The sequence below is a fragment of the Rhizobium centroccidentale genome (assembly GCF_030182565.1).
In the GTDB taxonomy this organism is placed as follows: Bacteria; Pseudomonadota; Alphaproteobacteria; order Rhizobiales; family Rhizobiaceae; genus Rhizobium.
Window position 1 is genome coordinate 177,831 of the sequence record NZ_JAQJCG010000005.1, and the last position, 12,742, is coordinate 190,572.

Annotated in this window: 11 protein-coding genes and 1 tRNA gene; 7 read left to right on the forward strand and 5 right to left on the reverse strand. The window is 58.8% G+C overall.

Annotated features, from left to right (window positions below):
• Positions 1–32: 32 nt before the first annotated feature.
• The gene (locus PH562_RS09335) at positions 33–485 is read right to left on the reverse strand and encodes a gas vesicle protein GvpG (RefSeq protein WP_285172754.1); all 453 of its coding nucleotides are present in this window, start codon (positions 483–485) and stop codon (positions 33–35) included.
• A 160-nt stretch (positions 486–645) separates the two neighbouring features.
• Here PH562_RS09335 and phaC point away from each other — a divergent pair, with 160 nt between their 5' ends.
• From phaC to PH562_RS09370, 7 genes are all read left to right on the forward strand, one after another.
• Positions 646–2,487, forward strand: coding sequence for a class I poly(R)-hydroxyalkanoic acid synthase (gene phaC / locus PH562_RS09340; RefSeq protein ID WP_285172755.1), 1,842 nt, complete (start codon positions 646–648; stop codon positions 2,485–2,487).
• 11 nt (positions 2,488–2,498) lie between these two features.
• Positions 2,499–3,245, forward strand: coding sequence for a DNA/RNA nuclease SfsA (gene sfsA, locus PH562_RS09345; RefSeq protein ID WP_113233381.1), 747 nt, complete (start codon positions 2,499–2,501; stop codon positions 3,243–3,245).
• Positions 3,246–3,247: 2 nt separating this feature from the next.
• On the forward strand, positions 3,248–4,084 hold the full coding sequence (gene map / locus PH562_RS09350; protein ID WP_285172756.1) for a type I methionyl aminopeptidase: 837 nt from the start codon (positions 3,248–3,250) through the stop codon (positions 4,082–4,084).
• Between the two features lie 3 nt (positions 4,085–4,087).
• On the forward strand, positions 4,088–4,945 hold the full coding sequence (radC, locus tag PH562_RS09355) for a RadC family protein (RefSeq protein ID WP_285172757.1): 858 nt from the start codon (positions 4,088–4,090) through the stop codon (positions 4,943–4,945).
• 256 nt (positions 4,946–5,201) lie between these two features.
• Positions 5,202–5,798 (forward strand): dual specificity protein phosphatase family protein, encoded by a 597-nt coding sequence (locus PH562_RS09360; RefSeq protein ID WP_285172758.1) that lies wholly within the window; start codon positions 5,202–5,204, stop codon positions 5,796–5,798.
• A gap of 107 nt (positions 5,799–5,905) precedes the next feature.
• Positions 5,906–7,312, forward strand: a complete 1,407-nt coding sequence (gene sthA, locus PH562_RS09365; RefSeq protein WP_285172759.1) for a Si-specific NAD(P)(+) transhydrogenase — start codon at positions 5,906–5,908, stop codon at positions 7,310–7,312.
• A gap of 223 nt (positions 7,313–7,535) precedes the next feature.
• Positions 7,536–8,345, forward strand: a complete 810-nt coding sequence (locus tag PH562_RS09370; protein ID WP_285172760.1) for a phytanoyl-CoA dioxygenase family protein — start codon at positions 7,536–7,538, stop codon at positions 8,343–8,345.
• A 134-nt stretch (positions 8,346–8,479) separates the two neighbouring features.
• Here PH562_RS09370 and tig read toward each other — a convergent pair whose 3' ends face one another.
• The 4 genes from tig to PH562_RS09390 all read right to left on the reverse strand — a co-directional run bounded on the left by tig (position 8,480) and on the right by PH562_RS09390 (position 12,226).
• Positions 8,480–9,967 (reverse strand): trigger factor, encoded by a 1,488-nt coding sequence (gene tig, locus PH562_RS09375; RefSeq protein WP_113233475.1) that lies wholly within the window; start codon positions 9,965–9,967, stop codon positions 8,480–8,482.
• A 279-nt stretch (positions 9,968–10,246) separates the two neighbouring features.
• Positions 10,247–10,331: transfer RNA gene (locus PH562_RS09380), tRNA-Leu, on the reverse strand.
• Positions 10,332–10,475: 144 nt separating this feature from the next.
• Positions 10,476–11,090, reverse strand: coding sequence for a GDYXXLXY domain-containing protein (locus PH562_RS09385; RefSeq protein WP_285172761.1), 615 nt, complete (start codon positions 11,088–11,090; stop codon positions 10,476–10,478).
• Positions 11,087–12,226 (reverse strand): DUF2157 domain-containing protein, encoded by a 1,140-nt coding sequence (locus PH562_RS09390; RefSeq protein WP_113233376.1) that lies wholly within the window; start codon positions 12,224–12,226, stop codon positions 11,087–11,089. Before PH562_RS09390 ends, PH562_RS09385 begins: the two co-directional genes overlap by 4 nt.
• Positions 12,227–12,742: the final 516 nt, after the last annotated feature.

A 12,742-nucleotide genomic window follows, 5' to 3' on the forward strand; every position in this document is an offset into this window, starting at 1 on the left:
CGCTTTGCGTCCAAATCGCCTGAAACGCAAGGCTAATTCTGCGTTGCGGCCGGCTGAGCGCCGCCCTCTTTCTGAATTTCCTGCAGCGTATCCTGGCCATGCTCGGCGGCAAGCTTGCGCATTTCGGCAACACGCCGCTGGTACTCCGCTTCGGAGATCGTGCCCGCCTTGCGCTGCGATCCGAGAGCCGTCAGCTGCTTGACCAGATCGCCAGCCTGCTGATCGTTAATCTGGACGTTTGCAGCGGTCGGCGGCGCATTGAAGGAAGGATAGCCGTCCTTGTAATATTGCTGCGTGCTGGTTTCCACCACCGGCGTGCCCTTGGCGGGTTTTACGATGACAGCCTGAGGCGGCTGCTTGCGCTTGGCGAAGGCCGCCTTTTCCTCGGGCGTCGAGCAGCCCGCGAGCGTCAATGCGAGAATTCCGCACATTGCACCGCAGAGTACGGAATACCGGTTCAGTCTTGCCACCATGCCGCCGCCCATAATTGTCTTCCTGCGCTATTCCTTGCTGTGGGTTGCGACTGTTAAATTTGTCGCAGCAGCAAAGCAAGAGCAGGGTTGCGTTTCATTCGACTTGTATTCCTTTTCCCGCAAGATGTACAAATGGAAAACAAGACACGAGCTGCCGCCGGGAGGATGATGCGTGACCGACAGCAAGCGGGACAAGAATGAAGGTAATGGCGGCTTTCCCGGCTTTGATCCAAAGTCAGTCGAGCCTTACATCGTCAGGGATCCCGAAGCGATGGCCGTCAACTTTGCCCGTGCGCTGGAAAATCTCGGCAAGGCAGCCTCGGCCTGGCTTGCGCCGCGCGAACGCGGCGAGAAGGTCGACACGGTTGCCGATCCCTTCACCGACATGGTCAAGACACTCTCCAAGGTCGGCGAGTACTGGCTTTCCGATCCCCGCCGGACGCTGGAGGCGCAGACTCATCTGCTTTCCGGCTATTTCGGCCTGTGGACGAAGACCATGCAGCGCCTCAGCGGCGATTCGTCAGCCGAAGCCGAACCAGTGAAGGACAGGCGCTTTGCCGATGAGGACTGGCAGAAGAATCCTTTCTTCGACTTCCTGAAGCAGACCTATCTTCTGACGTCGAACTGGGCGGAAAAGCTGGTTGGCGACGCGGAAGGGCTGGACGAGCACACACGTCACAAGGCGGCGTTCTACACGAAACAGATCACCGCCGCCTTCTCGCCGACCAATTTCATCGCGACTAACCCGCAGGTCTACCGCGAAACCATCGCCTCCAATGCCGAGAATCTCGTGCGTGGCATGAAGATGCTGGCGGAAGATATCAGCCTCGGTCACGGCGAGCTTCGACTGCGGCAGACCGACATGACGAAATTCGCCGTCGGGCGCGACATGGCGCTGACACCTGGCAAGGTGATCGCCCAAAGCGATGTCTGCCAGGTGCTCCAATACGAGCCGGCGACAGATAAGGTGCTGAAGCGGCCTTTGCTAATCTGCCCGCCCTGGATCAACAAGTTCTACATTCTGGATCTCAACCCGCAGAAATCCTTCATTAAATGGTGTGTGGAGCAGGGTCACACCGTCTTCGTGATTTCGTGGGTCAATCCCGATCATCGTCATGCGGCGAAGGATTGGACCTCCTATGCCCGTGAAGGTATCGATTTCGCTCTTGAAACGATCGAGAAGGCGACGGGCGAGCAGGAAGTCAATGCCGTAGGATATTGCGTCGGCGGCACACTGCTCGCGGCCACACTCGCCCTCCATGCCAAGGAAAAGAACAAGCGCATCCGCACAGTTACCTTCCTGACGACGCAGGTCGATTTCACCTTCGCCGGCGATCTGAAGGTTTTCGTCGATGAAGAGCAGATTGCGGCACTCGAAGAGCAGATGAATGTGCTCGGCTATCTCGAAGGCTCGAAGATGGCGACGGCCTTCAATATGCTGCGCGCCTCCGAACTCATCTGGCCCTATTTCGTCAATAATTACCTTAAGGGCCAGGAGCCCCTGCCCTTCGACCTCCTGTTCTGGAATGCCGATTCCACGCGCATGGCCGCGGCCAACCATTCATTCTACCTGCGCAACTGCTACCTCAACAATGCATTGAGCCAGGGCAAAATGGTGCTCGACGGCAAGACGCTGTCGCTGAAGGACGTGCGCATCCCCGTCTACAATCTGGCGACGCGCGAAGACCATATCGCGCCGGCCAAATCGGTCTTCGTCGGCAGCCAATGTTTCGGCGGTCCTGTGGAATTCGTCGTGACCGGCTCCGGTCACATTGCCGGCGTCGTCAACCCGCCCGACAAGCATAAATACCAGTTCTGGACAGGCGGCCCCCTGGGCGGCGACTATGAGGATTGGCTCGCCGGAGCAAAGGAAACGCCTGGCTCCTGGTGGCCGCATTGGCATGCCTGGATCCTCGCGCAAGACCATCGTATGACGGCAGCGCGCCAACCAGGCGGCAAGGCCCTCAATGCGCTTGAGGAGGCACCCGGCAGCTTCGTCATGGAACGGGCATAAGTCACCCTATTATGCAATTTCCTTCGCTTCTCATCCCTGCCCGCCTGATTTCGCGCTACAAGCGCTTCCTCTTCGATGCCGAGCTGGAGGACGGCACCTTCATCACCGGCTCCTGCCCCAATACCGGATCAATGCTTGGACTGACGACACCCGGTTCGCGCATCTGGCTTTCCGAACACGAGGGCGCGAAGCGAAAATACCGTCATGTCTTCGAGCTGATCGAAGCCGACGACACTACGGTCGGCGTCAATACCGCCATGCCAAACCGCATCGCGGCGGAAGCGATCGCGCTTGGGCAAGTCTCCGATCTCGGCAAGTACACGACAGTCAGGCGCGAGCAGAACTACGGCCGCAACTCCCGCATAGACCTACTCTTGACCGACCCTTTGCGGACAACCACCTATGTCGAGGTGAAAAACGTCCATTTCATGCGGCAGCCGGGTCTTGCAGAGTTCCCCGATACGGCGACAGCACGCGGCGCCAAGCATCTGGAAGAACTCGGCGATATGGCCGAGGCTGGTTTCCGCGCCGTCATGTTGTTCGTGATTCAGCGCAATGATTGCGATCGCTTCCGGATCTGTGGCGATCTCGATCCGGTCTACGCCCGGGCGTTTGACCGTGCTTTGGCGCGTGGCGTCGAAGTCTATGCGCTGAAATGCAGGGTCTCGCCGACGGAAATCGCGCCTGCCGGGTTGATCCCGATAGACGAACCCGGCATAGCTGCATTAGAACAGTTTAAGATCTCTACCGAAGGCTGACCATGGTGAACTACATCGAAGCGGCAACGGCGCCGGCGAAGAATACGGGCGCTATCCGCATCTACGGGCAGGATGCCTTTGCAGGAATGCGTAAGGCATGCCAGTTGACCGCCCGCTGCCTCGATGAACTGGCCGCGATCGTCAAGCCTGGTGTGCCGACCGATATTATCGACCGCTTCGTTTTCGAATTCGGCATGGATCACGGCGCTTATCCGGCGACGCTGAACTATCGCGGCTACATGAAATCCTCCTGTACGTCGATCAACCACGTCGTCTGCCATGGCATTCCCAATGACAAGCCGCTGCGCGAGGGCGATATCGTCAATATCGACGTGACCTATGTGCTCGAGGGCTGGCACGGCGATTCCAGTCGCATGTATCCGGTCGGCGAAATCAAGCGCTCAGCCGAACGACTGCTGGAAGTTACCTATGAATCCCTGATGCGCGGCATTGCCGCCGTGCGTCCCGGTGCCCGCACCGGCGCCATCGGCGAGGCGATCCAGACCTATGCCGAGGGCGAGCGCTGCTCGGTCGTTCGCGATTTCTGCGGCCATGGCGTCGGCAGCCTCTTCCATGACTCGCCGAACATCCTGCATTACGGCCGCGTCAATGATGGACCGGAATTGCGCGAAGGCATGATCTTCACCATCGAACCGATGATCAATCTCGGTAAGCCGCATGTGAAAGTGCTCGGCGACGGCTGGACGGCCGTCACCCGCGACCGCTCGCTTTCGGCCCAGTACGAACATACGGTCGGCGTCACGGCGGCGGGCTGCGAGATCTTCACCCTGTCGCCGGGCGGCCTCGACCGCCCCGGCCTGCCGCCGCTGCAGGGATAATTCATGGCGAAACGTCCCGCTTCTTCCAACGGACATGGCGACATGCCCCTCGAAAGAGGCGGGAAGCTGGAGACTTTGGAAGAAGCTCCGCTGCTGGACGAGCGGCTGTTCTTCCCCCAGCAGCCTGCCAAGCTCGGCTCGCAGACTTCCAAATCCGCTCCACCAGCCAAATCCGCGCCAACCAACGTCGAAGCTCATTATCATGGTCACCGCGACCGGTTGCGCAATCGCTATCGCGACGGTGGCGATGCGGCATTGGCGGACTACGAAATTCTCGAGCTCTTGCTTTTCCGGCTGATCCCACGACGCGACACGAAACCAATCGCCAAGGCATTGCTTGCCCGCTTCGGCACGCTTGGCGGTGTATTCGGCGCGCCGGTCAACCTGTTGACGGAGGTCAGCGGCGTCGGCGACGCGGTTGCCCTCGACCTAAAGCTGGTCACAAGCGTCGCGCAGCGCATGCTGAAAAGCGAGTTGACCGGCAAGCCGGTGCTTTCCTCCTGGAAAGCGCTTATCGATTACTGTCATGCCGCCATGGCTCACGAAGCCCGCGAGCAGTTCCGCCTCTTGTTTCTCGACAAGCGCAATGCTTTGATCGCCGACGAGGTGCAGGGCTTCGGCACGATCGATCATACGCCGGTCTATCCGCGCGAGGTCGTCAAGCGCGCGCTCGAACTCTCCGCCTCGGCAGTGATTCTGGTCCACAACCACCCGTCAGGAGACCCGACCCCGTCTCGCGCCGATATCGACATGACGAAGACCATCATCGATACAGCCAAGCCGTTAGGCATCACTGTTCACGACCACGTTATTATCGGCAAGAACGGTCATGTCAGTTTTCGTGCATTACGTTTAATTTAGAATTTCGCACCAAAAGCGATAAATATATTTAAGAAATCACAGTATCAATTTGATATTAAATGATAATATCGAGTCTTTGTAATCGGATATTTACGGATCCTCCGAATTTGCCGTTGCGATCGCCGCTCCAATTTTTCAGTTCAGCGTCAGCATCATCTGGCAGAAGGATCATCGCATCCGATCGGCATATACACCGGCGGAAGCTATTGTTTTGATTTGGCCTATCCGCTGCGGGCGTCGGCCATGTGGAGATCGAATGCCGAAGATGTCGCCAGTGCTTGTTCATCGCCTCCTTTCTATCGGTCGCGGCGCGCTTGTCGCGGCAGGCGCTTTCCTCGTGGTTGCCGGCGGCTTCTATGCTCACATGCTGTGGACGACGAATTTCCATCCGGTCATTGCCGGCGAGCTTTACCGCTCTTCACAGCCCTCGGCCACCAACATCGCCGAGTTTCAGAAGCAATACGGCATCAGGACCATTATCAACCTGCGTGGCGACAATAGCGGGCACCATTGGTACGATACCGAAATCGCCGAGGCGAAAGCGCTCAACATCGGCCATATCGATTTCCATATGTCTTCGGCCCGAGAGCTGACCCAGGCGCAAGCGGCGCAGCTTGTCGAGATCATGCGGAATGCGCCGAAGCCGATCCTCATTCATTGCCAGGCCGGAGCGGACAGAACCGGCCTAGCCTCCGCACTTTACCTTGCCGCCATTGCCAAGACGAATGAGGCTACCGCAGAGGGCCAGATGTCGATCATCTATGGTCACTTGCCGTTCTCCTTCACGCGTGCCTATGCCATGGACCGTACTTTCGAGAAGCTGGAACCCTGGCTCGGCCTTTCGGCCTCGTGAACACCAAACTTCCCGTTAGATAATCTGTAACATTGAGAAGCTACCGGTTGACGGAGCATGTTGCGTTGCGACATTGATTCCCCATTCCAGTCATCCGAGGCTTCCCGATGGACCAATTCGATCTCCTAGTCGTAGGTAGCGGCCCCGCCGGCCGCAGAGGCGCTATCCAGGCCGCAAAACTCGGCAAGAAGGTACTCGTCGTCGAGCAAGGCAAACGGGTCGGCGGCGTCTCGGTCCACACCGGCACCATTCCCTCCAAGACGCTGCGCGAAACCGCGCTCAACCTTTCGGGTTGGCGAGAACGCGGCTTTTACGGCCGCGCCTATCGCGTCAAACAGGAAATCAGCGCCGAAGACCTGCGCCGGCGTCTGCTGATCACCCTCGACCACGAAGTCGAGGTGCTGGAACACCAGTTCGCCCGCAATCGCGTGCAGCACATCAGAGGCAAGGCGAGCTTCGTCGATCCGCAGACGATGCAGATCGTCAAGGATGATGGCGAGGTCGTCACCGTATCCACCGCCGGCATCCTGCTTGCAGTCGGCACCAAGCCCTTCCGCCCGGATTACATGCCCTTCGACGGCAAGACGGTTCTCGACAGCGACGAACTGCTCGATATCGAGCAGCTGCCGCGCTCCATGGTCGTCATCGGCGCCGGCGTTATCGGCATCGAATATGCAACGATATTCAGCGCGCTCGATACGCAGGTGACGCTGATCGATCCGAAGTCGACCATGCTCGACTTCATCGACAAAGAGATCGTCGAGGATTTCACCTATCAGCTGCGCGATCGCAACATGAAGCTGCTGCTCGGCCAGAAGGCAGAGAAAGTCGAGCGCCTGCCGAGCGGCAAGGTGGAGCTGACGCTGGATAACGGCCGCCGCATCACCACAGACATGGTTCTCTTCGCCGCCGGCCGCATGGGCGCGACCGATACCCTTAATCTTGCTGCAGCCGGCCTCGAAGCCGATGCGCGCGGCCGCCTGAGCGTCAATCCGGAAACCTTCGCCACCAAGGTTCCGCATATCTTCGCCGCCGGCGATGTCGTCGGCTTCCCGAGCCTCGCCTCCACCTCGATGGAACAGGGCCGCATCGCCGCCCGCGTTGCCGTCGGCGCCATCGCCAAGGAGCCGCCGAAATACTTCCCTTATGGCATCTATGCCGTGCCGGAGATTTCCACCTGCGGCCTGTCGGAAGAAGAGGTCAAGGAGCGGCATATCCCCTATGAATGCGGCATCGCCCGCTTCCGCGAGACGTCGCGCGGACACATCATGGGCCTCGATACCGGCTTGCTGAAGATGATCTTCTCACTGAAGACACGCCGTCTGCTCGGCGTCCACATCGTAGGCGAAGGCGCCACCGAACTCGTGCACATCGGCCAGGCCGTGCTGAACCTCAAGGGCACCGTCGAATATTTCGTCGAAAACACCTTCAACTATCCGACGCTTGCCGAAGCCTATAAAATCGCCGGCCTCGACGCTTGGAACCGCATGGGCGACATCAAGTCGGAACTTTAATAGGTCAGTATTGACCATGCCGACGGAGCTCACTAGCCTGTCGGCATGATGAGCATTCTCAACATCGCTTCGGTCTTCTTCATAAGCCGCTGATCCCCAGGCTTGCAGCCAAATGAAGACGAGACCGCCTCAACGGCCGCAAGGCCGGGTAGGTCTTTGCCTAAACAGCCGTGATGCCCGCACAGGAAGGGCGAAAAACGGCGCGATGATCGAGAGAGATTTCATGCCATCCCAAAGACAGTATCCGGCTGCGCTTTCCGACGCGCAGGTAAACGATTTCATTGAACATGGTTTTATACGCATCGATGGTGCGTTTTCACGGGAACAGGCTGCCAAAGCCCGCGCCATCATGTGGCGCGATATTCCCTGCAGCGAGCACGATCCGGCAAGTTGGAGATTTCCGGTCATCCGGCTGCCGGGCTATGGCGGCGAGCCATTCCGCACCATCGCCAACATGCCCATTTTGCACACCGCTTTCGATCAACTGGTCGGGCGGGGGCGATGGCTGCCAAGAGATGGGCTGGGTACCTTCCCCGTCCGGTTCCCGCATCCGGACGATCCCGGCGATGCCGGCTGGCATGTCGACCTCAGCTTTCCGGGTGACGATTGCGATCCGGACGAGAAAACGGACTTCTCGGCCTGGCGCGTGAATGTCACCTCGCGAGGGCGCGCTCTACTTACGCTGTTTTTGTTTTCCGATGTCGGTGAAGACGATGCGCCAACCCGCATCCGCGTCGGCTCCCATATGGATATGGCGCGCTATCTCGAACCTGCGGGAGAGCACGGACGTTCTCATATGATGCTTAAGCACATGGGAGCAGACCGCCCTCACGCACTGGCAACGGGAAAGGCCGGTACAGTCTACATCTGCCATCCCTTCCTCGTTCATGCCGCACAGAAGCATCGAGGAGCCGCGCCGCGTTTCATGGCGCAACCTTCGATCGGGCTTGCCAAGCTCTATCAGCTGGAGCGACTCGACGGAGCCTATAGTCCGGTGGAAATCGCCATCCGCCGCGCATTGGGTAGGGAATAATCGCATCGAGCAGACAGCTCGTAGCCCTCACCCCGATCCTCTCCCTGCTTGCTGGGAGAGGATCGGGGTGAGCGACAACAAAAAGGCCCCGCCGCGAACGGCAGGGCCTACTTTCAGTCCAGAAGAAAAGCCGATTATTCGGCGCTGTCTTCAGCAGCCTTCTTCTTCGGAGCAGCCTTCTTCTTCGGAGCCGCGGCTTCTTCGCCTTCGGCAGCAGCTTCGGTTGCTTCAGCCTTGGCAGCCTTCTTCTTCGGAGCGGCCTTCTTGGCAGCCGGCTTGTCTTCGGCTTCGTCGTCGGCCAGCAGCGCTTCCTTGGAAACGGTCTTGTCCGTAACGTTGACCTCGGTCAGCAGGTGATCGATGACCTTTTCTTCGAAGATCGGGGCGCGCAGGTTGGCGGATGCGCCCGGCGTGTTGCGGAAGAATTCCAGGATTTCCTTTTCCTGGCCCGGGAACTGCTGGAGCTGAGCGTAAAGCGCGCGCTGCAGTTCGTCTTCGCTGACTTCGACGCCGGCCTTTTCGCCGATTTCGGAAAGAACGAGGCCGAGGCGAACGCGGCGCTCAGCGAGCTTGCGATATTCTTCGCGAGCCTTCTCTTCGGTGGTGTCTTCGTCTTCGAAGGTCTTGCCGGATTCGCTGAGGTCGGTTTCGATCTGGCGCCAAATGCTGGCGAATTCAGCGTCGACCAGCTTCTGCGGCGTGTCGAACTGATACATTTCGTCGAGCTGGTCGAGGATCTGACGCTTAACCTTCTGGCGGGTAACCGAGCCGTACTGGCTTTCGATCTGACCGCGAACGATCTCCTTCAGGCGGTCGGCCGATTCCAGACCGAGCTTGGTGGCGAGTTCGTCGTTGATTTCAACGTCGCCGGGAGCCGCAACTTCCTTGACCTTGATGTCGAAGGTGGCTTCCTTGCCGGCGAGGTTCTTGGCCGGATAGTCGGCCGGGAAGGTTACGGTGATGACCTTCTCATCGCCAGCCTTGACGCCGACGAGCTGTTCTTCAAAGCCCGGGATGAAGCGGTTGGAGCCGAGGACGAGCTGCGAGTCTTCATCCTTGCCGCCGTCGAAAGCAACGCCGTCGACCTTGCCGAGGTAATCGATGGTGACGCGGTCGCCATTGGCGGCCTTGCCCTTCTTGGCCTCGTAGCTGCGGGCGCTTTCGGCGATCTTGAGGATCTGCTCGGTCACTTCGTCTTCGCCGATCTCGGCGACTTCGCGGGTGACCTTGATGCCGCCCACCGGCTTCAGTTCGATCGCCGGGATGACTTCATAAGACAGCGTGAATTCGAAATCGGCCTGAGCGGAGAGGATCTTTTCTGCCTCTTCCTGGTCTTCGGTCATGGCGATTTCCGGCTGGGTGGCCGACTTTTCGCCGCGCTCGGTCAGGATCGCCGGCGGCTGGTCACGAACAATTTCGTTGACGAGATCGGCCATGATCGACTTGCCGTAGACCTTCTTGAGGTGCGAGACCGGAACCTTGCCCGGACGGAAGCCGTTGATGCGGACCTTGTCCTTGACCTCGGCCAGGCGCTCGTTCATGCGCACTTCCATGTCCTTGGCCGGGATGACCACCTTGATTTCGCGCTTCAGCCCTTCAGCGAGCGTTTCGATAACCTGCATTGTCCTACCTTCATTCATGGCGGCCGTGCCCAGCCTGCCGTTCGTTTCGATGAGCACGACGCCGGAAAATCCCGAGCGTGGCTTGGATGCAATTCTCTTTCACCTTGCAAGAGCGCCGCGCCTTCAAACAAACGCGCAAAAGGCAGCTCTATCCCGTCACGAGCCAAAACATCTTGTCCACTTTCCTCATCGAAAGCGGGATGCTTTGGGCAAGATGCGCGTCCTGCGGCATATCGGAAGACAGGCTTCGAGAACCTCCCCCCGTCCACAAGACAGTGTTGGTGCGGGTAGAGAGACTTGAACTCCCACGCCTTGCGGCACCAGAACCTAAATCTGGCGTGTCTACCAATTTCACCATACCCGCGTTCCCAAAACCGCATGGCGATGCCTGCCCATGGGGGCTTCCGGAGCGCGGCGTCTCTATATCACCCGTTTCAAACCACGCAAAGGAAAAATGACGGTTCCGCGACGAGGCTCAAGCTTATAGGGATTCTTTGCGCAGATATCGTCAGTAAAGCGGCTCCTCATAAACGGATTTGCCGTCGAGAAGCAGGCTTCTGATATGCGCAACCCCATCGGAAGACACCCGCACCGCAATGGCGACGCGATTGTCGTTGCGGGCGCTCTCGATATCGCGTCCCTGCCCTTCGGGCACATAATAGCGCTCGATGCCATAGGTGACCCCGACAATCGCCTGCTGGGGATCGGTGGCATCGCCATAGAAAACATAGTCGACAGGCAAGCTTTTGAGCACGACCGTATCGGGTTTCGGATCGAGCTTTCCGAAGGATGATTCGACGACGCCCCAGTAACCGTCATCCTGCTTCTTCAGGCGAACGGACAGTATCGCAGCACTTCGGCTCATTTTCGGTGGTCCCTCGACCATCGTCGAGAACGGAACCCGTGAGATGTCGTAGTTCAAGGTCACGTAGTCGCCGCGCAGAAGATCGCGCGGATCGACCGGCGCGGTCTTCAAGAGAACCTCGACGCCGCTGCGCAGACCCCAGGCACGCTCGCCGACCATATAACCGAGAACCGCCGTCTGCAGAGCGGCAATGATGATGGCAGCAATCCATAGTCGGCGGGAACCGATGGTCGGGCTCTTCTCAGCGATATCGGTCATGCCCGCGTCCCCTGTCCGCCATTATCGGAAAAGCGCCGTTCCAGCTGGATGACCAGCCAGGCGGCAATCGCTACAAGCACGCCAGCGATGAGGAAGAAGCCCGCCGTGCCGATGATCGAGCCTATCGTCTCGCTGGCGAGGTAAAGAATCTCGCAGGAGAAGACGAAATAGGCGAGATAGCGCACCGCGCCATTGTCGCGGTCGCTGAGCGCGATGGCGACCACGGAGCTCGCCAATGTCGCTGCCGCCACGATGACGAGCGGCAATTTGTCTTCGATCCAGACATTATTCTCAAAAGAGCCATTGCTGATCTCGGCATGGACCAGGAAGAAGCCGATCGATGCGATCAGAAAAGTATAGAAGGCCGGCGCAGCGCCGGCCTTGCGGGCAAAAGGCACCAGCGGCGAAGCGGGGACGCTGACGACGAGAAACGTCGCCATGCCGAGAGCGGCAAACAGGATTGCGGTATTCAATCCCTCATGGCGGCCAAACAGCCATGTCAGCCAGCCGACGAGCATGAGATAGGCCAAATGGCGAGCCATGGGCGCGTCGACATAGCGGACAAGCACAATCAGGACCATGGCCATCAGAGGCGGCATCCAAGGCATGATCCCATACCATTCGTCGAAATGCCCCCAGAGATAGACGCCGCAAAATGCCCAGGCGAGAAAACCGGCGAGCCCGACTTGCGCCGAGGAACGAAACAACGCCGCAACAATACAGGCTGCCGCGAACCAGACGAGCATCATTCTCACTTCGTCGCCGGACAGATTGTACATCTGGCCAACCAGGGCCATGGCTCCACCAAAACTCAAGGTGCCGAGGATCAACAATCCGGCTGCAACGACGGGACGCCCCTGGGCTAACAAATATGCCGCCGCGAGATAGAAGGCCCATATCATCGCAACCAGCCCCAGCAGACGGGCAATTCTCGGAAGGGCCTCCCAATTTGCGGAAATGAACAGCAAGATGGCAAGGCCGAGAAGTACGGCGGCAATGATGGTCAGCACCCGGCCGGCGCTGAAACTCGTCTGGCGACCGTCATACTCGCTGAGGATGGCTTTAGCCGCCCCCGCATCGACCAGGCCCTTGTCGGTCCAGATCTTCAGATCCCTCTCCAGCCTGCCCCTGTACATGCCCAGCTTCCCCTCGCTGCGATTCTGCTCGCGATAGAGTTAGCACAAATCGCCGTGCAATTGATGCGAGCCGAGCCTTTCCGGCAGAGGCTTCGGCTCACAGGAATACGTGCCATATTAATACGGAATTAAGGGATCACGCAGTATCTTGACGGCCGGTAAAGAGATACCGATTAAAGATATGCACGCAGCTCATGCCTCCCATGAAATTATTGCGCTGCACAAATTTAAAAAGTCATACTATTTATCAAACAACAAGACGGCGGTGGCGCGCCGTGCCGACGCAAATCGGAAAGCCTCGGGATAATTATCCCGACACGGAATTCGGAGCCGCACACTCCTCCTCCCAGTGCGCTCCGATAGATTGACGACACTCCTCCTCCCAGTCGTCAATCACCTCAAATGACGCCCACCGCATCCTCCTCCCGCGGTGGGCGTTATTTTTCCCACCTAAATCGGCTTTATATGCTTCGAGCGCCCCAATGGGCCGACAAATACCGGAGCCTGGCGCGCAAG